Source organism: Sphaerisporangium sp. NPDC005289, assembly GCF_040607455.1.
GTDB classification, from domain to species: Bacteria; Actinomycetota; Actinomycetes; order Streptosporangiales; family Streptosporangiaceae; genus Sphaerisporangium; species Sphaerisporangium rhizosphaerae.
In genome coordinates, this window is the sequence record NZ_JBEXGS010000008.1 from 334340 (window position 1) to 356959 (window position 22620).

Consider the following 22620-nt stretch of genomic DNA (forward strand, 5'->3'; position numbering starts at 1 on the left):
AGACCATCACCCGGCCACCCTGTCGGGACATACGACGCAGTTCGTAGGGACGTGAAATTCGTGGATCCGCTGAAAGCACTGGCTGACGCGGAGCGTAAGCCGTACTGGTTGGACAGTCCGGACAAACCCGAGCCGCTGCGGCGGCTCTTCGAGGAGACGGCCGCCGACCTGGCCGTGGTCGGCGGCGGGTTCTCCGGCCTGTGGGCGGCCCTCATGGCCAAGGAACGCGATCCCTCGCTCGACGTCGTCCTGCTCGAGGGCCGGCGCGTCGGCTGGGCCGCCTCCGGGCGCAACGGCGGCTTCTGCGTCGCCAGCCTCACCCACGGGCTCGCCAACGGCCTGGCGCGCTGGCCGCAGGAGATCTCCACCCTCGTGCGGCTCGGCCGGGACAACCTCGACGAGATCGAGCGGACGGTGGCCCGGTACGGCATCGACTGCGCCTTCGAGCGCACCGGCGAGCTGCACGTGGCCACCGAGCCGTGGCAGCTCGACGGCATGGCGCAGGACGTGGAGATCGCCCGCGAGCTGGGCATGGACCACCGTTTGCTCGACCGGGACCAGGCGCGCGCCGAGGTGGCCTCGCCCACCTACGCGGGCGGGCTGTGGGACCGTGACGGCTGCGCGATGCTCGACCCGGCGCGGCTCGCCTGGGGTCTGCGCGAGGCGTGCCTGTCGCTCGGGGTGCGCATCTACGAGCGCAGCCCGGTGCGCTCGCTCAGGGACGACGGGACGGCCATCGAGCTGACCACCCCGCACGGCAAGGTGCGCGCCGCCAAGGTCGCCCTCGGCACGGGGGTCTTCCCGCCGCTGCTCGGCCGGCTGAAGAACTTCGTCGTGCCGGTGTACGACTACGCGCTGATGACCGAGCCGCTGTCACCCGAGCAGCTCGCCTCCGTCGGCTGGCGCAACCGGCAGGGCATCGGCGACGGGGCCAACCAGTTCCACTACTACCGGCTCACCGAGGACGATCGCATCCTGTGGGGCGGCTACGACGCCGTGTACTACAACGGCGGCCGGGTCAGGCAGGAGTACGAGCAGCGCGACGCGACCTTCGCCACGCTGGCCTCGCACTTCTCCACGACCTTCCCCCAGTTGGAGGGAATCCGCTTCACCCACCGCTGGGGCGGGGTGATCGACACCTGCAGCCGGTTCAGCGCGTTCTTCGGCAAGGCGCACCGGGGACGGCTGGCCTACGCGGTCGGCTACACCGGGCTCGGGGTCGGCGCGACGCGGTTCGGCGCCAACGTGATGCTGGACCTGCTGTCGGGGGAGCCGACCGAGCGCACCGAGCTTCGCATGGTCCGCGAGAAGCCGGTGCCGTTCCCGCCGGAGCCGCTGAGGTCGGGCGTCATCCAGCTCACCCGCTGGTCGATCGCGCAGGCCGACGCCCACGAGGGCCGCCGCAACATCTGGCTGCGCACCCTGGACCGGCTGGGGCTCGGCTTCGACTCCTGAACGCGAGGCGGGCGACCGGTCATCGGCGAACCGGCGGCCGGTCGTCCGCGCTCGGCGGCCGGTCGCCGGCGGACCGGCACCGGCACCGGCTCCGGCCCCGGCTCGCGAGGGCCGGGGCCGGTACCGGAGATCAGTGCCCTGAGCGCACCTTCGCGGTGGGCGCGGAGGTCGCGGTCGCGGGGTTGTAGCCGGTGGCCGACACCGTCACCCGGACCGAGATCCTGGCCCCGCGGTCGTGTCCCGTGAGGTGGTAGGCGTGGCCGGTGGCCCCCCTGACGGGGACGCCGTCGCGCAGCCACCGGTAGGCGACCTTGTCGGGGGACGGCGTCCAGGTGCCGGGGGAGGCGGTCAGCGTCCGGCCGACCTTGGCGGCGCCGGTCACGGCCGGCGCCCGGCCCGGGACGATCGTCCCGCGCGCGACCGGCGCGGTGGGCTCCGAGGTCGCCGACGCCGGGGCGAGGTAGGGGTCGTCGGTGCTCACCGTGACCGTCACGGCCTTGCCGAGGTCGGCCGGGCGCGGACGGAACGTCGGGCCGGTCGCGCCGGAGACCGGCGCCCCGCCGACCGACCACTGGTAGGTGAATCCCGCCACCTGCCGCGACCAGGAGCCGCTGGAGGCGGTGAGCTCGGCGCCGACCGCGGCGGCGCCGCTGATCACCGGGGCCGCGGTGACGGTCACCGCGGGCCTGCGGGCATCGTGCAGGTCCACCTCGGCGGCGCGGACGAACACCTGCCGGTGGGCGTACCAGAGCTGGTAGTACCGGTCCTGGCCCTTCAGGTCGGTGCGGTCTCCGGGCGCGGACCCGTCGAAGGTGGTCGCCCGGTAGTAGTCGGTGACGACGTCGTCGTCGCTGACCGCGTACTCCTGCCCGGCGGGGATCTTGTACTCCAGCGGCGACAGCGCCTGCACCGGGATGCCGGTGCCGGTGTAGGCCGAGGTCTCGGGATAGGCGCGGCCGTAGATGTTCGCCGGGGTCGTCGCCGGGGCGGCCGTGACGGTCTTGGCCAGGGCGCGCACCGCGACGGGCCTTTCGGCCGGGTTGTGCAGCCAGGTCAGCGACCCGGCCCACCACACGCCGAGCCAGTCGCCCTGCACCTGCGCCACGACGAGCTTCTGCCCGGAGGTCACGCGCGCGCTGACATCGCTGGCGTAGGTCGTGCCGTCCGCGCCGGCCGGCTTCCAGCCCGGGTCCCTGGCAAGCGGCGCGTCGTCGGAGGGGGCCTGGTGCAGCGGGACGAAGTTGGTGCCCGCGCCGGGGACGCATTCGGGTGAGTTGGGGGAGGCCGCGGCGCACCCGGTGACGGTCTGCGGGTTGCCGGCGTAGCCGGTGCGCACCTCGACCACGTCGCCGGGCGCGACGTCGGCCGTGGCCGGCCGCGCGCCGCCGACCGGGGCTCCGAGCAGCTCGAAGTAGTGGTCCCAGTCCCAGTACGGCCCCGGGTCCCAGTGGACGCTCTTGGTGGCGCCGAGCACGGTCCCGGGCACCTGGTCGTGGCCGATGACGTGCGCGCGGTCCAGCGGGATGCCGTACTTGGCCGCCAGGTGCCTCACCAGCGCGGCCGAGGTCTGGTACATCGACTCGGTGAACCACGCGGCGGTGCCGGCGAAGCCCTCGTGCTCGATGCCGATCGAGTGCATGTTCACATACCAGTTGCCGGCGTGCCAGCCCACGTCCTTGGGGTCGAGGTGCTGGGCGATGTGCCCGTCGGAGGAGCGGATGGTGTAGTTCCACGCCAGGTAGGTCGGGTCCTGGACCAGCCGGATGGAGGGGTCGTAGTAGCCCTCGGTGTCGTGGATCACGATGTACTTGAGCTTCGGCCCGCCCGGTCCGGTGCGGTCGGCGAGGTCGTGGTTGCCGTAGGCGGTGGTGCCGTCGGGGTCGGTGGCCTTCGCCTTGGCGTACGGCGCCTCGATCCACTCGCAGTCCAGCCCCGCCGGGCAGTCGATCTCCACGGCGGCCGCCTGGGCGGGCACGGGGACCGAGGCGTCGGCGGGCAGCGTGACCCGCTGGCCGTCCTGGGTGAGGCGGGTCTGCCCGTCCTTCAGCGTCCGGTACACCTGCGGGACGAAGTCCTTCTTGCCGCCGAGGCGGGCGATCGCGTCGCGCCAGCTCCCGAGCCCGTCGCCACCCTGGTGGTAGGAGGCCAGCACGGCCGCGCCGCCGCAGACGCCCGCGTTGGCGTCCTGCCGGAGAGCGGCCGGGGACAGGCCGGTCAGGGCGGCGGCGGTGTCGATCTGGCTCGCGGGCGCGGCCGTGCGGCCCTTGCCGGCGCCGTCCTGGGCCGGGGGCGCCTGCGCGCTCAGACCGAACAGCCCGTAGCCGCCGTCGCCGTTCGGGCGGCCCTGGTGGTCGTCCCAGCGGGACTGCATGTAGGACACGGCCTTCAGCAGCGCCTCGGGCACGCGGGAGGCCTTGGCGGCCTCCGCGAACGCGGCCTCGCGCGTCGGCGCGGCCACCGTCGCGGCGCAGGAGACGGAGGGGGCTGAGGCGGGGCCGGCGCTCGTCGCGAGGGCGGCGGAGCCGGCCGACAGCAGAAAGGCCGTGGCCACGCCCGCCACGGCCATGCTGCGTGCTGGAGATATCACGGATGTGACTCCTTTTCGACCGCCCGGGAGTGGAGGCTCCCGGGCCTGAGCCATCACATCGCCGCGACGTCGCTTCGCGCCAGGGGATCGAGTAAAGAAACGGTTAAGATCGGCAGCAAAGTAGTAGTACGGCACACTCTGGGCGTCTTCCCCCGAAATCACACCCTGCGAGTTGCGGTGTGACGTGCATTTTGCTCCGTTATGGGCAGTAGGCCATCAATCAACCCCTGCTAGAGGGCGTAATAAGGATGGTGGGATGTCCGGTCTCGGGGAATCGATCGCCGTAGGTGTCGAAGAGGAATTCCACGTCGTGGACCTCGAGACGCGCCACCTGGTGCCTCGCGCCGAGAGCCTGCTGGAGCGTTTACCGCAGGAGCGGTTCACCCATGAGCTGCAGCGTTCGGTCGTGGAGTCCAACAGCCGTCCCTATGTCCGTCTGGAGGACCTCGGGCAGGACCTGACCGCGCTGCGCCGCACGGTCGTCGAGGCGGCCGACGGCCTCGGGCTCGGCATCGTCGCCGCCGGCACGGTGCCGCTGGTCGACCGGGCCGCGCTCAAGGTCTCGCCGGACGCGCGGTACGAGAAGATGCTGGAGGACTACCAGCTCCTCACCCGCGAGCAGCTGATCTGCGGCGCGCAGGTGCACGTGGACGTGGCCAACCGCGACCTGGCCGTCGAGGTGGCCCACCGCGTCGCCCGGTGGCTGCCGCCGCTGCTCGCGCTCAGCGCGAGCTCCCCGTACTGGATGGGCGCCGACAGCGGGTACGCCAGCTCCCGCACCCTGGTCTGGCAGCGCTGGCCCACCACCGGGCCGGTGCGCCGGTTCTCCTCGGCCGCCGAGTACGACCGGATGGTCGCCGACCTGGTGCGCTCCGGCGTGATCAGCGACCCCGGGATGATCTACTTCGACGTCCGCCCCTCGGCGCACGTGTCCACGGTCGAGATGCGCATGTGCGACGCCTGCCCCCGGGTGGAGGACGTCCTGCTGCTGGCCGGGGTGTTCCGCGCGCTGGTCATGCGCGAGCTTGCGGCCATCGAGAACGACGGGCCCGTCCAGCAGGAGATCCCCATGGAGCTGGTGCGGGCCGCCACCTGGCGGGCCGCCAGGTCAGGCATGGAGGGGGCCCTGGTCGACCCGGCCGACGGCACGGCCAGGCCCGCCGCCGAGGTGATCAGGCGGATGCTCGACGGCCTGCGCCCCCAGCTTTCCGCCACCGGCGACTGGGAGGCCGTCACCACGCTGGCCGAGTACGCGATCGGCCGGGGAAGCTCGGCCGAGCGCCAGCGTCAGATCCTCGCGCACGGCGGCACCTTCGCCGACGTGGTGGACCGGCTGGTGACCGCCACCCGCTCCGACGGCTGGCAGGCGGAGTTCGGCGGCCCCATCCCGCGCCTGACCACCGAGTTGCTGGAGGACTACCGGGCGGTGCAGGACGAGGCCGTGATCGAGGGCATCGTGCGCGAGCCCTACCAGCCGGTCTTCCAGATCCTCGACAAGCTCGGTTCGGCGGAGCTGTACCGGCGCGAGGTCATGCGCGACGCCTACATGAACGAGACCGGCATGATCTTTGGCGCCGAGGGTCAGGACGGGCTGCAGGACGGGCTCGACTGGGACGGCACGGGCAGCGGGCGCAAGATGCCCCTGGACCTGGTGCCGAGGCTGATCGCCGGCGACGACTGGGCCAAGATCAGCGGCGGCCTGCCGCAACGGGTCCGCGCCCTGGAGGCGTTCCTGCGCGACGTCTACGGCCGGCGCGAGGTGATCAAGGACCGGGTGATCCCGGCCTGGATCGTGGACGAGTCCCCGGGCTACCGCCCCGCCGGCTGGCGGGTGCACAGCGCCGCGATCAGGGCCTCGGTCGCCGGCCTCGACGTCGCCCGCGACGGGGCCGGACGCTGGGTCGTCCTGGAGGACAACCTCAGGGTGCCCTCTGGCATCGGCTACGCGGTCGGCAACCGCCGCACCGCCGTCCACGCCCTCCCCGAACTCGACCGTGCCGGCGTCCTGGACCCCGAGGGCGCCGCCGGGCTGCTGCGCGAGGCGCTGCTCGCTGCCTCCCCCGCCCCCGACCCGGTCCTCGGCGTGGTGACCTCCGGGCCCTCCGACCCCGCCTACTACGAGCACCGCGCCCTCGCCGAGGAGATGGACGCGGTCCTGGCCGAGCCCGGCGACCTGTCGGTCCGCGACGGCGCCGTGTACGCCGCGGGGCGGCGGGTGGACGTGCTGTACCGCAGGATCGACGAGGACGACCTGCTCGGCGGCCCGCTCGGCCCCGCCCTGCTGGAGGCCGTCGAGAGCGGCGCCCTCACCCTGGCCAACGCGCCGGGCAACGGCGTGGCCGACGACAAGAGCCTGTACCGCTACGTGCCCCGGCTCATCGACTACTACCTGGGAGAGCGCCCGTTGCTCGCCAACGTCCCCACCTACCTGTGCCGCGAGACCGAGGACCGCGAGCAGGTCCTCGACCGCCTGCCGGAGCTGGTGGTCAAGCCGGTGGACGGCTACGGCGGCCAAGGGGTGATCATCGGTGAGCACGCCTCCGCGCGGGAGCTGGAGCAGGTGCGCGAGCGCATCCTCGCCGAGCCCGAGCGGTGGGTCGCCCAGGAGACGATCGCCCTGTCCACCCACCCCACCTTCGACGGCGAGCGGATGCGCCCGCACGCCGTCGACCTGCGCGCCTTCGTGTTCCTGGGCAAGGACGCGGTCGTCCCGCGCGCGGCGCTGACCCGCGTCGCCCCCGCCGGGAGCATGATCGTCAACTCCTCGCAGGGCGGCGGGGCCAAGGACACCTGGCTGCTGAAGGAGGCCCTCTGATGTGCGGTCTCGCCGGAGAGATCCGGTTCGACGGTCGCGCGGCCGACATCGGCGCCGTCCAGCGCATGACCGAGACCATGACCGACCGGGGGCCGGACGGCACCGGCCTGTGGTCCCTCGGCCCGGTCGCCCTCGGGCACCGGCGGCTGCGCATCATCGACCTGTCCGACCGGGGCGCCCAGCCCATGGTCGACGCCGAGGCCGGCCTGACCGGGGTGTTCAACGGCTGCCTGTACAACTACCGGGAACTGCGCGAGGTGCTGCTGGCGGAGGGCTACCGGTTCTTCTCCACCTCCGACACCGAGGTGCTGCTGAAGTCCTACCGCCACTGGGGCCCGCGCTGCGTCGAGCGCTTCAAGGGCATGTTCGCCTTCGCCGTCGCCGAACGCGACACCGGCCGGCTCGTCCTCGGCCGCGACCGGCTCGGCATCAAGCCGCTCTACCTCACCCGGGACGCCGCCCGGCTGCGCTTCGCCTCCACCCTGCCCGCGCTCCTGGCCGGCGGTGGCGTGGCCACCGACATCGACCGGGTGGCGCTGCACCACTACATGACCTTCCACTCGGTGGTGCCCTCGCCCCGCACCATCCTGACCGGCGTGGAGAAGCTGCCGCCCGCCACGGTCCGCACCATCGAGCCCGACGGCACGAGCAGCGACGACCACTACTGGAACCCGTCCTACGCCCGCCCGACCGGCGGCGCCCCCGGCAGCGGCGAGGTGCAGCTCGACGTGCTGCGGGCCGGGCGGGAGGAGATGGGCCCTGGCGAGTGGCGCGAAGCCGTGCTGGACGCCCTGCGGGCCGCCGTGCGGCGCCGCATGGTGGCCGACGTGCCGGTCGGGGTGCTGCTGTCCGGCGGCCTGGACTCCAGCCTGATCGTCGCCCTGCTGGCCGAGGAGGGCCAGCGGGACCTGGCGACCTTCAGCGTGGGCTTCCACGCGGCGGGCGGGGAGTCCGGCGACGAGTTCGCCTACTCCGACCTGGTGGCCCGGCGCTTCGGCACCGACCACCACCGCATCATGGTCGACGACCTGCGGCTGCTGCCGTCCCTTGAAAGAGCCGTGGCGGCGATGAGCGAGCCGATGGTCAGCCACGACTGCGTCGCCTTCCACCTGCTGTCGCAGGAGGTGTCCAAGCACGTCAAGGTGGTGCAGTCCGGCCAGGGCGCGGATGAGGTGTTCGCCGGCTACGACTGGTACCCGCCGCTTGAGGACGTGGCGCGCGAGGACGCCGCCGAGGTGTACGCGAAGGTCTTCTTCGACCGCCCGCACGAGGAGCTCGCCCGCATCCTCCAGCCGGACTACCTGCTGGAGGAGGACGTCAGCGGCGACTTCGTCCGCCGCCACCTCGCCATGCCCGGCGCCGACACCGCCCTGGACGCCGTCCTGCGCCTGGACACCGGCGTCATGCTGGTCGACGACCCGGTCAAGCGGGTCGACAACATGACGATGGCCTTCGGGCTGGAGGCCCGCACCCCGTTCCTGGACCACGAGCTGGTCGAGCTGGCCGCCACCTGCCCGCCGGAGCTGAAGCTGGCCTCCGGCGGCAAGGGGGTGCTCAAGGCCGCCGCGCGCGGCCTGGTCCCCGACGAGGTCATCGACCGGCCCAAGGGCTATTTCCCCGTCCCGGCCATCCGCCACATCCACGGGCCCTTCCTCGACCTGGTCGGCGACGCCCTCACCGGGCAGGTGGCCCGCGACCGCGGCCTGTTCCGGCCCGCCATGGTGGACAAGCTGCTCGCCGCGCCCGGTGAGCACCGAACGACCCTGGGAGCCAACGCGTTGTGGCAACTTGGACTCCTGGAGTTGTGGTTGCAAGCACAAGGAGTCTGACGTCGACATCTCATGGATCTGCCGATCGCCCGCCCTGTCGCCCGACAACAGGTCGGTCGCCTACGTCAGCGACCGCGACGGCTCCCCACGCGTGTGGGTCCAGCCGCTCGAACGTGACGGCGCGCGGCGCGCACGGGTGCTCGACACCGGCCCCGAGCCGGTCGGCGACGTGCTGTGGTCGCCGGACGGCGAGTGGCTGGCCGTCACGGTGTCACCCGGCGGGGGAGAGCACACCCAGGTGTGGGCGATGCGGCCGGACGGCGCCGACCGCCGCCTGCTCGCCGGCCCGACCGGCAGCCCGGCCAGGGGCTCGGCGGTGTTCGTCCGCTGGACCGGGCAGGGCTCGACGCTGCTGGTCGCCGAGCTGTCGGGCTCCGGCGCGACCGAGGCGGTGCTCATCGACGCCCGCCTCGGCCACCGCGACACCATCGCGGCCGGCCCGCTGATGTGGCCGAGCGCGGTCAGCCGCGACCATCGCCGGGCCCTGCTGCGCCACGGCCCGCGCGGGATGCGCGAGATGGCGGTCGCCGACCTGCCCTTCGGCGAGGAGCGGCCGCTGCTGCCGCCCTCGACCGACCTCGGCGCGCTGTCCCCGGACGGCGAGGTCGCCTACATCCGCTCCAACGCCGGCCGCGACCGCACCGCCCTGATCGCCATGCCCGTCGGCGGCGCCCCGCGCGTCGTCGCCGAGCGCCCCGACGCCGAGCTCGACCGGTTCGCGGTGAGCATGGACGGCACCGTCGCCCTGCTGGCCTGGAACCTCGCCGGGCGCTCCGAGCTGGAGGTCGCCGACCTGATCGAGGGCGCCACCCGGCCGCTCCCGCCGCCGCCGGTGGAGGTGGTCACCTCCGCGCGGCTGTCGCTGGACGGCGCGCTGGCCGTCATGGCGGGGGAGTCACCGGACACCCCCTCCCACGTGCTGCTGTGCGACCTGGCGACCGGCGTCTACCACCGGGTGGCCGGGGACGAGCCGCTGCCCCACAAGGTGGACGCCGAGCTGGTCCGCTTCGCCGCCAGGGACGGCCTGGAGCTCACCGGCTGGCTCTACCGCGCCGGGCGCGGCGCGGGGCCGTGCGCCATCTGGCTGCACGGCGGTCCCGAGAGCCAGGAGCGGCCGGGCTTCAACCCGCTGTTCCAGCGGCTGCTCTCGGCGGGCGTCAGCGTCTTCGCGCCCAACGTGCGCGGCTCCTCCGGCTTCGGGCGCGCCTTCCAGGACGCCGACAACCACGCGCTGCGCTTCCACGCCATCGACGACGTCGCCGACTGCGCCGGGTTCCTCGTCGAAGCGGGCGTCGCCGACCCGGCGAAGGTCGCCTGCATGGGCCGCTCCTATGGCGGCTACCTCACCCTCGCCGCGCTCGTGACCTATCCCGAGCTGTTCCGAGCCGGGGTCGACGTGTGCGGCATGGCCGACTTCGCCACCTTCTACGCCCGCACCGAGCCCTGGATCGCCGCGGCGGCCGTCAGCGAGTACGGCGACCCGGTGGCCGACCGCGAGCTGCTGTGGTCGCTGTCGCCGCTGCACGCCTTCGACCGGCTGACCGCCCCGCTGCTGGTCGTCCACGGGGCGCAGGACACCAACGTCCCGGTCCACGAGGCCGAGCAGGTCGTCGCCGCCGCGACGGCCCGGGGCGTCCCGTGCCGCTACCTGCTGTTCGAGGACGAGGGCCACGAGACCGTCCGCAAGGCCAACAAGATCGCCTTCATGGACGCCGTCGTCGACTGGTGCGACCGCTGGCTCTGCTGACCGGGCATGCCCGCACGGGCCCGCGGCGTCCGGGCGGCCCGCGGCGTCCGGGCGGCGCGGGGCCGTGCGGGGCCGTGCCGTCCGGCCCCGCGGTGATCGGGGAGCCGCCGGGGGCTCGGATGGGGTTGACTTGGGGCATGGCCGATCACGTTCAGTTCCAGGCCGACGGCGTCACGCTCGCCGGCGACCTGCGCGTCCCGCCCGGCGACGGGCCCCACCCGGCGCTGGTGCTCACCGGTCCGTTCACCGGGGTCAAAGAGCAGGTGACCGGCCTGTACGCCGCGAGGCTCGCGGACGCCGGCTACCTCACGCTCGCCTTCGACCACCGCGGCTTCGGCGCCTCGGGGGGCGAGCCCCGGCGGCAGGAGGACCCGCAGGGCAAGCTGCGCGACCTGCGCGCCGCCGTCTCCTTCCTGCGCGGCCTGCCCTCGGTGGACGGCGGCCGGGTCGGGGCCGTCGGCATCTGCCTCGGCGCCGGGTACGCCCTCCGCTTCGCCGCCTTCGACCCGCGGGTCAAGGTCTTCGTGGGCATCGCCGGGGCCTACAATGACCCCTACGCCATGCGGTCGGGCATGACCGACCAGGGCTACCAGCAGGCGCTGGCGTCCCTTACCGAGGCCCTCGAACGCCAGGACCGCGGCGGCGCGGTCGAGTACATCCCCGCGGTGGCCGAGTCGGGCGAGGCGGCCATGCCGGGCGAGGAGCCGTTCGCCTACTACGGCACCGAGCGCTCCGCGGCGTCCTCGTGGATGAACGAGGTCACCCGCGCGTCGATCCGCGAGCTGATCACCGTGGACAACATGATGGGCGCCGACTTCCTGTCGCCCAAGCCGGGGCTGATCGTGCACGGCGTCGTCGACCGCTTCTGCTCGCCCGAGGGCGCCGAGGAGGCCTACAAGCGCATGGGCGAGCCGAAGCAGATCGTCTGGCTGGACGCCAAGCTCCACATCGACCTGTACGACACCGAGCCCTATGTCACCCAGGCCGTCGAGGCGACGGCCCGGTTCCTCGCCGGGCACCTGTAGGCCGGCCGGTGTCCTCGCGCGAACTCGTCGTGCTCGGGACGGGCAGCCAGACGCCCACCCGGCGCCGCAACCACAACGGCTACCTGCTGCGCTGGGACGGCGTGGGCCTGCTGTTCGACCCGGGCGAGGGCACCCAGCGCCAGATGATCATGGCGGGGGTCGCCGCGACCGACGTGAACCGCATCCTGATCAGCCACTTCCACGGCGACCACTGCCTCGGGGTACCCGGCGTGATCCAGCGCATGTCCCTGGACCGCGTCCCGCACCCGGTGTACGCCCACTTCCCCGCGTCGGGCGCCGACTACTTCGCCCGGCTGCGCCACGCCAGCTCCTACCACGAGACCGCCACGGTGATCGCGCAGCCGGTCGTGTCGCCGGGCGTGATCGCGGCGGACCGGTCCGGCCGCCTGGAGGCCCATCCCCTGGACCACCCGGTGCCCGCGTTCGGGTACCGGCTGGTCGAGCCGGACGGGCGCCGGATGCTGCCCGAACGGCTGCGCCGGCACGGCATCTCCGGCCCGCGCGTGGGCGAGCTGCAGCGCGAGGGCTCGCTCCGCGCCGGCGGGCGCACGGTCACGCTGGAGGAGGTCAGCGTGCCCCGGCCGGGCCAGCGGTTCGCCTTCGTCATGGACACCCGGCTGTGCGAGGGGGTGTTCGCCCTGGCCGACGGCGCCGACCTGCTGGTGATCGAGTCGACGTTCCTGGACCAGGACGCCCGCCTGGCCCGCGACTTCGGCCACCTCACGGCGGGCGAGGCCGGCCGCGTGGCCCGTGAGTGCGGGGTGCGGCGCCTGGTGCTCACCCACTTCTCCCAGCGCTACAGCGATCCCGCGCTGTTCGGCGCCCAGGCGGCCCGCCACTTCGCCGGCGAGATCGTCGTCGCCGAGGACCTCACCCGCGTCCCCGTGCCGTCCCGCCGCCGAGCCGCAGACCTGAGTTCCAAATAGTGAAATAGTGGTCTACCATGTGGAACGTGGCGGACGACGGCGACACGACGGGCGAGGACGCCGGACGCCTCGTCGGCGCCGGCCGCGTGCTCGCCATCCTCGCCGAGCTGGCCCGCCACCCCGACGGCGTCACGCTCGAGGAGATGGCCCGCGCGGCCGCGAGCCCCAAGCCCACGGTCCACCGCGCGCTGGCCTCGCTGGCGCGCTTCGGCTTCGCCACCAGGAACGGCCGCGGCCACTACGTGCTGGGCGACGAGTTCCTCCGCCTGGCCTTCGCCCACCACGAGGCGCGCCCCGACCACGTCCGCGTCGGGCCTGTGCTGCACTCGCTGGCCGAGCGCTACGGCGAGACCGCGCACTACGCCATCCTGGACGGCGCCACGGTCGTCTACCGGTCCAAGGCCGACCCGCCGCTCGGCGCCGTCAAGCTGACCTCCACGGTCGGCGGGCGCAACCCCGCCCACTGCACCGCCGTGGGCAAGATGCTCCTGTCCCACGCGCTGCCCGACGACGCCGCCGTCGCCGCCTGGGCGGGCGGGCGCACACTCGAGCGCCGCACCGGCAACACCGTCACCACCGCGCGGGCGCTGGCCGCCGAACTGCGCGCCACCCGCGAGCGGGGGTACGCCATCGACGACCAGGAGAACGAGCCCGGCATCGTCTGCGTCGCCGTCCCTGCCTTCCTGACCTCCCCGACCGTGCCGAGCGGCGCGGTCAGCGTCTCAGCGCCCGCCTACCGCACGCCCCTCAGCCGGCTGGTCGAGCAGGTGCCCGCCATCCGCGCCATGGTCGCCGAACACGAGACCCCGCGATGACCCACGGCCGCCCCAAGGCGCCGTCCCGCCGCTCCCGTGGGCGCCGTCCAGGCCCGTGCGCCACGCCGGGGCGGTGAGAGATGCGCGCCTTCGTCGTCACCGGTCCCGGCGCGTCCGCCGTGCGTGACGTCGCGCCGCCCGAGCCGCGCCCCGGCGAGGTGGTCGTCGAGGTCGAACGGGCCGGAGTGTGCGGCACCGACATGGAGTTCCTCACCGGCCACATGTCCTACCTGCACAACGGCCAGGCCCGCTACCCCGTCCGCATCGGCCACGAGTGGTGCGGCGTCGTGCGCGTCCTCGGCGACGGCGTCGAACCGTCCTGGCTCGGCCGCAGGGTCACCGGCGACACCATGCTCGGCTGCGGGCGCTGCGACCGGTGCGCGAGCGGACGCCGCCACGTGTGCGCCGACCGGTACGAGGTCGGCATCCGCAACGGATGGCCCGGCGCCCTCGCCGAGAGGCTGCCCGTGCCGGTGACGGCGCTGCACCCCCTGCCCGACGGCATGGACCCGGCGCTCGGCGCGCTCGCCGAGCCGGGCGGCAACGCGCTGCGCGCCGTCCGCGGCGCGGCGCTGGAGCCGGGGGAGCGGCTGCTGGTCATGGGCCCGGGCACGATCGGCCTGCTCGCCGCCCAGATCGCCGCCGCTCAGGGCGCCGAGGTGCACCTGCTCGGCCTCGCCGCCCCGTCCCTGGACTTCGCCCGCTCCCTCGGCTTCGCGCACGTCTGGACCCGCGAGACGCTGCCCCGCCTGCGCTTCGACGCCGTGATCGACGCCTCAGGCGCCCCCGCGCTGCCCGCCCTCGCCGTGGACCTGGTCGAACCGGGACGGCGGGTGGTGTTCATCGGCCTGTCCTCCGGGCCGAGCCTGGTCGACAGCAGGGCCGTCGCGCTGAAGGACGTCACCGCCGTCGGCGTGCTCAGCGCCTTCGGCGGCATGGCCGAGACGATCGCGCTGTACGCCTCGGGCGCGGTGGACCCGCGCCCGCTCGTGGCCGCGACGGTGACACTGGAGGAGATCTCCGGCGTGCTGGCCGGGCGCCGCCCGCCCGCATGGGGCCACGCTCCGAAGATCCACGTGGACCCGCGACGCTGACCGCGTCCCCCGCCGGGACACACGACGACGCCGCGGACACCGGGGACGGTCTCCTCACGGCCGGCCCGCCGCTCGGCCGCCGGGCCGGGATGGATCACATGACGACGATATACGCGACGGCTCCGAGCAGTGCGAGCGGCACGACCAGCGCCAGGCTCTCCAGACGGTGCCGTGCCGAACGGCCGAGCGCGATGGGCACCAGCAACGCGATCACGGTGAGGATCAGCACCGTCGGCAGGCCGAAGGTCCCCGCCCGCGCGTCCTTGGCCGCCTCGGCGACGAAGACCCCACCCAGCGCGGCCAGGCCGATGTCCGCCCGCCACCTGTCGGGGCCGCGGTACCAGACGCCGGCGACGCCGAAGACGACTCCCGCCACCACGCCGAACCCTATCCACATCCAGGCGACCTGGTTGTACAAACTCGCCGCGTCGTCGTGCCGGAAGACGACGGCCGCGGCGTAGTAGGTCTCCACGGCGAGGACGAGCAGGACCACCGCGGCGACGCAGACACCTACCAGGCCTCGCCTGGCCCAGGCGCCGACGGCGAAGGCCGCGGCCGCCCACACCGCCGGTGAGTTCGCCAGGTCGGCCCACGGATAAGGCAGGGTCACCTGGGCGAGCAGGTCGAGGAGGCCGAGCAGCACGCCCGCGGCCACCGCCACGACCGCCACGACCCAGGTGCGGGGCGGGGTGTTCTCCGCCGGGTCAACGGTCGCCCGCGGCGCGGCGGGTGTTCCCCGCCGCCCCGCGGGCGCGTCCGGTTCCGATGTCATGACGCCGAAGCCTACGTGCCCTCCGACCTGCGCCCTCATCCGGGCGGCGTCGCGTCAGTGGGACTCGCGAGAGACCTCGTGGCCGCTCGCGCCGAGGAGGAAGTCCTGGTCGGCTCCGGTGTCGGCGCCCATCACCGTGCGCACGTACAGCTCCTCCCAGCCGCGGCGCGGCCGGGCCAGGCCGTCGGTCATCGCCTGCGACGGCGCCCGGGCGTCGAGCTCCTCCTGCGGCACGTCGACGTCGATGCGCCTGGCCTCCACGTCGAGGATGATCCAGTCGCCGGTGCGGACGCGGGCCAGCGGACCTCCGGTGGCCGCCTCGGGGGCGACGTGCAGCACCACCGTGCCGTACGCGGTGCCGCTCATCCGCCCGTCGCACACGCGCACCATGTCGCGCACGCCCTCCTTGAGGAGCTTGGCGGGCAGCGGCATGTTGGACACCTCCGGCATGCCCGGGTACCCCTTCGGCCCGCACCCGCGCAGCACCAGCACCGAGTCGGCGTCCACGTCCAGCTCGGGATCGTCGATGCGCGCGTGGAAGTCCTCGATGGAGTCGAAGACGACGGCCCGCCCCCGGTGGCGGAGCAGGTGGGGGGAGGCGGCGGCCGGCTTGATGATGGCCCCCTGCGGGGCGAGGTTGCCGCGGAGCACGGCGATGCCGGCCTCGCCCTGCAACGGCTCGCCGCGGCTGCGGATGACCTCGCGGTCCCAGATCTGCGCCTCGGGCAGGTAGTCGACCAGCGGCCGGCCGGTGACGGTGAGGGCGTCCTGGTCCAGCAGGTCCACCACCTCCCGCAGCACGGCGTGCAGGCCGCCCGCGCGGTGCAGGTCCTCCATCAGGTGCCGTCCGGCGGGCTGGAGGTCCACCAGCAGCGGCACGCCGGCGCCCACCTCGTCGAAGTCGTCCAGGGTGAGCGGGATGCCGAGGCGGCCGGCGATCGCCAGCAGGTGCACCACGGCGTTGGTGGACCCGCCCAGCGCGGCCAGCGCGATGATCGCGTTGCGGAACGAACCGCTGCTCAGCACCCGGCTGGGCCGGCGCTCCTCCGCGACCATCTCCACGATCAGGCGGCCGGTCTCGTGCGCACGGGCCAGCAGCCGGCTGTCGGGGGCGGGCAGGCCGGCGGTGCCCGGAAGGGTGGTGCCGAGGACCTCGGCGAGCAGGCCCATGGTGGAGGCGGTGCCCATCGTGTTGCAGTGCCCGCGGCTGCGGATCATCGAGGATTCGGAGTCCATGAACGCCTGCTCCGACAGCGTGCCGGCGCGCACCTCCTCGCTCAGCCGCCACACGTCGGTGCCGCAGCCCAGCGGCACTCCCCGGAAGGTGCCGGTCAGCATGGGACCGCCGGGCACCACCACCGCCGGCAGGTCCACCGAGGCCGCGGCCATCAGCAGCGACGGGATGGTCTTGTCGCAGCCGCCGAGCAGCACCACCCCGTCGATCGGGTTGGCGCGCAGCATCTCCTCGGTGGCCATCGCCGCCATGTTCCGCCACAGCATCGCGGTGGGGCGCACCTGCGTCTCGCCGAGCGACACCACCGGCAGGTTGAGCGGCACGCCGCCGGCCTCCCAGATGCCCTGCTTGACGCTCTCGGCCACCTCGTTGAGGTGGCTGTTGCACGGGGTCAGGTCGGAGGCGGAGTTGGCGATCGCGATCTGCGGCCGCCCCTCGAACGCGGTGCCGGGCACGCCTCGGCGCATCCAGGCGCGGTGGATGTAGGCATTGCGGTCGTTTCCGGCGTACCACTGTGCACTGCGAAGATCAGCCATCGCCCTATTCCAATATGTGGAACTTAAGCTTGATATGCGGAACAGGCTCATCGTAGCTTCCAGCCTCGCCGCGCGGCACCCCGCCGGACGCCACGACGACCGCACGCACGGTGGCGCGCGTGCGCATGACGGAGTGGGCGGGGACGCGTGACCAAAAGGCGCCCCATCGGAGGTGACGGCAGGTCCCGAGGACGGGGAAGAGCCCTCGCCGGGGCCGGACCATCGGCCGGGGCGTGGACCGGCGCGCGACCAGCGCGGTCACGCGGAAGCCCCGTCAGAGGGGGAAGGCGCGGTGGCCGGCGAGAGGGCGGGAACGACGAAGGCCCTGGTCGCCGGCGTGCCGGTCGTCCAGGGCCTTCTCTTTGTAGCGGGGGCAGGATTTGAACCTGCGACCTCTGGGTTATGAGCCCAGCGAGCTACCGAGCTGCTCCACCCCGCGTCGGTTCCTCTACGATACCGCCGATCTCGATCCGCGCAAACCGAAACCGGCGGCGTCCACGGTGGTCGAGGGTGCGGCGGCGTTCTTGACCATCCGGGAACGGGAACCTAAGGTGCCATGGAAAGCGCTTTCCGCAGCCTTGACCCGCATCGATGCCGGCAGCGCCTTCTCCTACCGTTGAAGAGGCAAGGAGGGTTCGGGGTGACGACACGGTCCCTGGGCGTCGTGCTGAACGGCGTCACCGGCCGCATGGGGTACCGCCAGCACCTGGTCCGCTCGATCCTGGCCATCAACGACGAGGGCGGCGTCGCCCTGTCCGGCGGTGACCGGGTGCTGCTGGAACCGGTGCTGGCCGGCCGCAGCGCGGCCAAGCTGCGCGAGATCTGCGAGCGGCACAACCTCAAGAGCTGGACCACCGACCTCGCGGGCGCGCTGCGCGACCCGGACAACCAGGTGTACTTCGACGCACAGGTGACCCCGGCCCGGGTGGCGGCCATCACCCGGGCGATCGAGGCCGGCAAGCACGTCTACACCGAGAAGCCGACGGCGACGACGACGGAGGGGGCCGTCGAGCTGGCCCGGCTGGCCGCGCGCGCCGGGGTGCGCGGCGGCGTCGTCCAGGACAAGCTGTTCCTGCCGGGCCTGCTCAAGCTCAGGCGGCTGCTGGACGGGGGCTTCTTCGGGCGCGTGCTGTCGGTGCGCGGCGAGTTCGGCTACTGGGTGTTCGAAGGCGACTGGCAGCCCGCCCAGCGCCCGTCGTGGAACTACCGCGCCGAGGACGGCGGCGGCATCACCCTGGACATGTTCTGCCACTGGTCCTACGTCCTTGAGAACCTGTTCGGCCGGGTGGAGGCGGTCACCGCGCGGGTGGCCACCCACATCCCCGAACGCGTCGACGAGGCGGGCCGCGCCTACCGCGCCACGGCCGACGACGCCGCCTACGGCATCTTCGAGCTGTCCGGCGGCGTGATCGCGCAGATCAACTCCTCCTGGTGCGTCCGGGTCGACCGCGACGAGCTGGTGCGGTTCCAGGTGGACGGCACCGAGGGCAGCGCGGTCGCCGGGCTGCGCGGCTGCCGCGTCCAGCACCGCGCCGTCACCCCCAAACCGGTGTGGAACCCCGACGTGCCGGTCGCCCACCGTTTCCGCGACGACTGGCAGGAGGTCCCGGACAACGAGGAGTTCGGCAACGGCTTCAAGGCGCAGTGGGAGATGTTCGTGCGATCGGTGGTGGAGGACACCCCCTTCCCCTACGACTTCCTGTCAGGCGCGCGGGGCGTGCAGCTCGCCGAGTCGGGCCTGCGGTCCTCGGCGGAGGGCCGCCGCGTCGAGCTGCCGGAGCTCGTGTTGTGACCGCCAAGCCTTCGTGGTCCGGCCCCGTGCCTTCGTGGTCCGGCCCCGCGCCATGGTGGTCCGACCCCGTGTCCGCGCGGACCTGCGGCGTTCCCCGGAGGTCCGCCCATGTGCCTCCGCGTACCCGCGCCGGGTTCCCGCCGTCCCGCGCCATGCCGCCGTCCGTAGGGGAAGGGGTCCGATGATCCTGCTGCCCACCGCCGAGGGGACGCTGGAGCCGTACGAGCCGGGCCCGCCCGCCGCGTGGCCGCTCCCGCCGGGGCCGCCGCGCTCCCGCGTGGTCTACGCCGCCGCGCACGTCGTCGCCGACCCGCTCGGCGACAACACCCCGGGCGCCCCCGCGCGGGTCGACTGGGAGGCCACGCTGCGCTTCCGCCGCCACCTGTGGTCCTACGGCATGCGCGTGGCCGACGCCATGGACACCGCGCAGCGCAACACAGGCCTGGACTGGCCGGCGACCCGCGAGCTGATCCGGCGCACCGCGGCCGAGGCGGCGCGGTTCGGCGACCCGGCGGAGCTCGTCGCCTGCGGGGCCGGCACCGACCACGCGCCGCAGGCCGCCACGTGCGAGGAGGTGCTGAAGGCGTACGGCGAGCAGGTGGAGACCGTCCAGGCGGCCGGGGCCCGGGTGATCCTCATGGCCAGCAGGCAACTCGCCGCGGTCGCGCGCACGCCCGGCGACTACCACGCCGTCTACGGCAGGCTGCTGGCGGAGGTGGATCGGCCGGCCATTTTGCACTGGCTGGGCGAGATGTTCGACCCGTCGCTCGCCGGATACTGGGGCTCGCGCGACCTGGACGCCGCCACCGACGCGCTGCTCACGCTGGTCCACGAGCACGCCGGCCGCGTCGACGGAGTCAAGGTCTCGCTGCTGGACGCCGAGCGCGAGGTGCGGCTGCGCGAGGCCCTCCCGGCGGGCGTGCGGCTCTACACCGGGGACGACTTCGACTACTCGCCGCTCATCGAGTCCGGCAGTGACGCCCTGCTCGGCGTCTTCGACCCGATCGCCCCCGTGGCGTCGGCCGCCCTCCAGGCGCTGGACGCCGGCGACGCCGCCCGCTACCGGGAACTGCTGGAGCCGACCGTCCCGCTGTCCCGCAAGCTCTTCGAGACGCCGACCTACCACTACAAGACGGGCATCGTGTTCCTCGCCTGGGTGGCCGGGCACCAGGACGCGTTCACCATGGTCGGCGGGGCGCAGTCCGCCCGTTCGATCGTCCACCTCTCCGAGGTGTTCCGGCTGGCCGGACGGGCCGGACTGCTGCCCGATCCCGTACTGGCGCAGGCCCGCATGCGCGCCCTGCTCGCCACGGCCGGGGTGGCGGCGTGAGCGCGCGCCACGGCCCCGCCGTGGACGTGCCGTCCGGGCGCCCGGCGACGGTCCGGACGCCGCCGCCGGGCGATCCGCGGCTCGCCCGGCTGTCCCTCAACCAGTGGACGACCCGCCGGTGGGGCGTCGCCGAGGCGGTCGCGGGCTGCGCGCGCTTCGGCGTGCCCGCGATCGGCCTGTGGCGCGAGCAGGTCGCCGAGCACGGCCTGGCCGCGACCGCCCGGCTGGTCCGCGACGCCGGGCTCCAGGTGTCGTCGCTGTGCCGGGGCGGCTTCCTGACCGCCGCCGACCCCGCCGGCGCCTCCCGCGCGCTCGACGACAACCGCCGTGCCATCGACGAGGCCGCCACCCTGGGCGCCGGCTGCCTGGTCATGGTCGTCGGCGGGCTGCCGGCCGGGTCCCGTGACCTGGCCGGCGCGCGCGCCCGGGTGGCCTCCGTGCTGGAGGAACTGGTGCCGTACGCGGTGCGGGCGGGCGTGCGGCTGGCCCTGGAGCCGCTGCACCCGATGTACTGCGCCGACCGCGCCGTGCTCTCGACGCTCGGCCAGGCCGTCGACCTGGCCGCCCGCTGGCCCGCCGAGGCGGTCGGCGTGGTGGTCGACACCTTCCACGTCTGGTGGGATCCGGAGGTGCTGTCGCAGGTCGCCCGGGCCGGCCCGCGCATCGCGGCGTTCCAGGTCTGCGACTACCTGGTGCCGCTGCCCGCGGATCCGCTGCTCGGCCGAGGGATGATGGGCGACGGCGTGATCGACTTCCGCCCGCTGCGCGCCGCCGTCGACGCGGCGGGGTACACCGGGTTCGTCGAGGTGGAGATCTTCAACGCGGACGTGTGGGACGCCGACGGCCACGAGGTGATCGCCACGCTGATCCGCCGCTACGTCACCGAGGTCCTGTAGAGCACGCGCCCGGTGCGCCCGGCGGTGCCGCCCGCACCGCCGGGCCGGACGGAGCGCTCCGGAGCCGCCCGGCGGTACCTCCGGTCAGGAGGCGCAGGCCGTCGTGCCGGTGACCTCGACGTTCGGCCGGCCCGAGCGCACGATGACGGTGACCACGATGCCGAGCGACTCCTTCTTCATCGTGCTGACGTTCACGCCGAACCGCTCCTGCGGGCTGTCGCCCTCCTGGTAGCCCATGCGATGGAGATCGGAGGCGAGGATGGCGGTGACCGTCGCCATGGCGTGGGCGTCGGGCTCGGCGGGCAGGTCGCCGGTGAGCCTGTAGACGCTGCGGGCGGTGCCCGCCGGGCAGCCGGTCGTCTCGCGGGTGAAGGCCGTGGTCTTGCCCGGCAGCGAGAGCCGGCTCAGCGCGGCGCCGTCGTCGCGCAGGAACCGCGCGGCCTGCTCGAAGGACGGCTCGGGGCCGCCGCAGGCGCAGGCCAGCAGCAGGACCAGACCGCACGCCAGGACACCCCGCATCCCCGCCACTCTACCGATCATCCTCCGGCGCGCGGCGCGGGCGTCCGCCGGCGGCCGTGGACGCGCGCCCGCGTGTGCGCGTTCGCGGACGGCGCGCGGATGCGTACCATGAACCCGCACAGGAACAGAATTTCATTCGGTATGGTGAGTGGACGGGACGGACGGATGCGCATCGGGTTGTACCTCAACGAGCCCTCGGGGCCGGACGCGATCGTCAAGCTGGAGGAGCGCATCGCCGGCGCCGCCGCCGACGGGTTCGCCTCGGCGTGGGTCTCCAACATCTTCGGGCTCGACGCGCTGACCGCGCTCGCGGCCGCGGGCGCCCGCGTCCCCGGCATCGAGCTCGGCACCGCCGTCGTGCCGACCTACCCGCGCCACCCGGCCGTCCTGGCACAGCAGGCCCTCACCGCCGACCTGGCCCTCGGCGGCAGGCTCGCGCTCGGCGTCGGGCTGTCGCACCGGGTCGTCATCGAGGACATGTACGGCTACAGCTACGACAAGCCGGCGCGGCACATGCGCGAGTACCTCGCGGTGCTGGCCCCCCTGCTGCGCGGTGAGCGGGCCGACGTCGACGGCGAGACGCTCCGGGCCCACGTCGAACTGGGCACTCCGCGCGCCCGGGAGGGGGTGCCCCTGCTGATCGCCGCGCTCGCGCCCCGCATGCTGCGCCTGGCGGGGGAGACGGCCGACGGCACGATCCTGTGGATGACCGGGCCCAAGACCATCGCCGACCACGTCGTCCCGGCCATCACCGGGGCCGCGGCGGAGGCGGGACGCCCCGCCCCGCGCGTCGTGTGCGCGCTCCCGGTCGCCGTCACCGGCGACCGGGACGCCGCCAGGGAGCGCGCCTCGAAGGTCTTCTCCATCTACGGCCAACTGCCCTCCTACCGCGCGATGCTCGACCGGGAGGGCGCGGCCGGCCCCGGCGACGTGGCGATCATCGGCGAGGAGGACGAGGTCGCCGCCCAGATCGCCGACCTCGCCGCGCTCGGGGTGACCGACTTCGCCGCCGCCACCTTCGTCACGGGCGAGGACGCCGCGCGCACCCGGCGCCTGCTCACAAGCCTGCTCACCTAGTGCGGTGACCACAGACGTTCACCGGGCGCGGCTCTCCACCCCGGGCCGCACTTGGTGCGGTGACCGCGTACGTTCGCCGGGCGCGTCTCTTCACCCCGGGCCGCGCCTGGTGCGGTGACCGCGTACGTTCGCCGGGCGCGTCTCTTCACC

The 22620-nt window shown here is 73.8% G+C and carries 16 protein-coding genes and 1 tRNA gene; 12 read left to right on the top strand and 5 right to left on the bottom strand.

The features are described from left to right. Positions 1-60 precede the first annotated feature (60 nt). On the top strand, positions 61-1455 hold the full coding sequence (locus ABZT47_RS17230) for an FAD-dependent oxidoreductase (RefSeq protein ID WP_354842398.1): 1395 nt from the start codon (positions 61-63) through the stop codon (positions 1453-1455). Between the two features lie 130 nt (positions 1456-1585). On the opposite strand, the gene ABZT47_RS17235 is transcribed toward ABZT47_RS17230, so the two are convergent. Continuing rightward, positions 1586-4042 (bottom strand): N-acetylmuramoyl-L-alanine amidase, encoded by a 2457-nt coding sequence (locus ABZT47_RS17235; RefSeq protein WP_354842292.1) that lies wholly within the window; start codon positions 4040-4042, stop codon positions 1586-1588. A gap of 256 nt (positions 4043-4298) precedes the next feature. Here ABZT47_RS17235 and ABZT47_RS17240 point away from each other — a divergent pair, with 256 nt between their 5' ends. The 7 genes from ABZT47_RS17240 (at position 4299) to ABZT47_RS17270 (ending at position 14314) form a co-directional block, all read left to right on the top strand. After that, the gene (locus ABZT47_RS17240; RefSeq protein WP_354842295.1) at positions 4299-6857 is read left to right on the top strand and encodes a carboxylate--amine ligase/circularly permuted type 2 ATP-grasp protein; all 2559 of its coding nucleotides are present in this window, start codon (positions 4299-4301) and stop codon (positions 6855-6857) included. After that, positions 6857-8686, top strand: a complete 1830-nt coding sequence (locus ABZT47_RS17245) for an N-acetylglutaminylglutamine amidotransferase (protein WP_354842298.1) — start codon at positions 6857-6859, stop codon at positions 8684-8686. The genes ABZT47_RS17240 and ABZT47_RS17245 overlap by 1 nt, the downstream gene beginning before the upstream one ends. After that, positions 8646-10433, top strand: a complete 1788-nt coding sequence (locus ABZT47_RS17250; protein ID WP_354842301.1) for a prolyl oligopeptidase family serine peptidase — start codon at positions 8646-8648, stop codon at positions 10431-10433. The genes ABZT47_RS17245 and ABZT47_RS17250 overlap by 41 nt, the downstream gene beginning before the upstream one ends. A gap of 137 nt (positions 10434-10570) precedes the next feature. Then, on the top strand, positions 10571-11458 hold the full coding sequence (locus ABZT47_RS17255) for an alpha/beta hydrolase (RefSeq protein ID WP_354842303.1): 888 nt from the start codon (positions 10571-10573) through the stop codon (positions 11456-11458). An 8-nt stretch (positions 11459-11466) separates the two neighbouring features. Next, entirely contained in the window at positions 11467-12405 is a 939-nt protein-coding gene (locus ABZT47_RS17260; protein WP_354842306.1) for a ribonuclease Z, read from the top strand. A gap of 26 nt (positions 12406-12431) precedes the next feature. Further along, a complete protein-coding gene (locus ABZT47_RS17265; protein WP_354842309.1) occupies positions 12432-13220 on the top strand; it encodes an IclR family transcriptional regulator in 789 nt (262 codons plus the stop codon). Between the two features lie 80 nt (positions 13221-13300). Next, the gene (locus ABZT47_RS17270; RefSeq protein ID WP_354842312.1) at positions 13301-14314 is read left to right on the top strand and encodes an alcohol dehydrogenase catalytic domain-containing protein; all 1014 of its coding nucleotides are present in this window, start codon (positions 13301-13303) and stop codon (positions 14312-14314) included. A gap of 94 nt (positions 14315-14408) precedes the next feature. On the opposite strand, the gene ABZT47_RS17275 is transcribed toward ABZT47_RS17270, so the two are convergent. The 3 genes from ABZT47_RS17275 to ABZT47_RS17285 form a co-directional block, all read right to left on the bottom strand. Continuing rightward, positions 14409-15086 carry a DUF6518 family protein gene (locus tag ABZT47_RS17275; RefSeq protein WP_354842315.1) on the bottom strand — a complete coding sequence of 226 codons (678 nt, stop codon included), beginning with the start codon at positions 15084-15086 and terminating at the stop codon, positions 14409-14411. A 54-nt stretch (positions 15087-15140) separates the two neighbouring features. Next, entirely contained in the window at positions 15141-16856 is a 1716-nt protein-coding gene (locus tag ABZT47_RS17280; RefSeq protein ID WP_354842317.1) for an IlvD/Edd family dehydratase, read from the bottom strand. 365 nt (positions 16857-17221) lie between these two features. After that, a tRNA-Met gene (locus ABZT47_RS17285) sits at positions 17222-17295 on the bottom strand. Between the two features lie 201 nt (positions 17296-17496). On the opposite strand from ABZT47_RS17285, the gene ABZT47_RS17290 reads away from it, so the two are divergent. The 3 genes from ABZT47_RS17290 to ABZT47_RS17300 all read left to right on the top strand — a co-directional run bounded on the left by ABZT47_RS17290 (position 17497) and on the right by ABZT47_RS17300 (position 20874). Beyond that, positions 17497-18648, top strand: a complete 1152-nt coding sequence (locus ABZT47_RS17290; protein WP_354842320.1) for a Gfo/Idh/MocA family oxidoreductase — start codon at positions 17497-17499, stop codon at positions 18646-18648. A 181-nt stretch (positions 18649-18829) separates the two neighbouring features. Beyond that, the gene (locus ABZT47_RS17295) at positions 18830-19978 is read left to right on the top strand and encodes a dihydrodipicolinate synthase family protein (RefSeq protein WP_354842322.1); all 1149 of its coding nucleotides are present in this window, start codon (positions 18830-18832) and stop codon (positions 19976-19978) included. Next, entirely contained in the window at positions 19975-20874 is a 900-nt protein-coding gene (locus ABZT47_RS17300; protein ID WP_354842325.1) for a sugar phosphate isomerase/epimerase family protein, read from the top strand. Before ABZT47_RS17295 ends, ABZT47_RS17300 begins: the two co-directional genes overlap by 4 nt. A gap of 84 nt (positions 20875-20958) precedes the next feature. On the opposite strand, the gene ABZT47_RS17305 is transcribed toward ABZT47_RS17300, so the two are convergent. Beyond that, positions 20959-21393 (bottom strand): hypothetical protein, encoded by a 435-nt coding sequence (locus tag ABZT47_RS17305; RefSeq protein WP_354842328.1) that lies wholly within the window; start codon positions 21391-21393, stop codon positions 20959-20961. Positions 21394-21558: 165 nt separating this feature from the next. Between ABZT47_RS17305 and ABZT47_RS17310 the strand changes: the two genes are divergently transcribed. Continuing rightward, positions 21559-22470: a TIGR03564 family F420-dependent LLM class oxidoreductase gene (locus ABZT47_RS17310; RefSeq protein WP_354842331.1), complete on the top strand. Its 912-nt coding sequence runs from the start codon at positions 21559-21561 to the stop codon at positions 22468-22470. The last annotated feature ends 150 nt before the right edge of the window (positions 22471-22620 follow it).

Bases quoted from the DNA above. Each gene is read 5' to 3' on its own strand.
- ABZT47_RS17240 (WP_354842295.1), top strand. From the start codon at position 4,299: ATGTCCGGTCTCGGGGAATCGATCGCCGTAGGTGTCGAAGAGGAATTC.
- ABZT47_RS17245 (WP_354842298.1), top strand. From the start codon at position 6,857: ATGTGCGGTCTCGCCGGAGAGATCCGGTTCGACGGTCGCGCGGCCGAC.
- ABZT47_RS17255 (WP_354842303.1), top strand. From the start codon at position 10,571: ATGGCCGATCACGTTCAGTTCCAGGCCGACGGCGTCACGCTCGCCGGC.
- ABZT47_RS17270 (WP_354842312.1), top strand. From the start codon at position 13,301: ATGCGCGCCTTCGTCGTCACCGGTCCCGGCGCGTCCGCCGTGCGTGAC.
- ABZT47_RS17275 (WP_354842315.1), bottom strand. From the start codon at position 15,086: ATGACATCGGAACCGGACGCGCCCGCGGGGCGGCGGGGAACACCCGCC.
- ABZT47_RS17280 (WP_354842317.1), bottom strand. From the start codon at position 16,856: ATGGCTGATCTTCGCAGTGCACAGTGGTACGCCGGAAACGACCGCAAT.
- ABZT47_RS17295 (WP_354842322.1), top strand. From the start codon at position 18,830: ATGATCCTGCTGCCCACCGCCGAGGGGACGCTGGAGCCGTACGAGCCG.
- ABZT47_RS17305 (WP_354842328.1), bottom strand. From the start codon at position 21,393: ATGCGGGGTGTCCTGGCGTGCGGTCTGGTCCTGCTGCTGGCCTGCGCC.
- ABZT47_RS17310 (WP_354842331.1), top strand. From the start codon at position 21,559: ATGCGCATCGGGTTGTACCTCAACGAGCCCTCGGGGCCGGACGCGATC.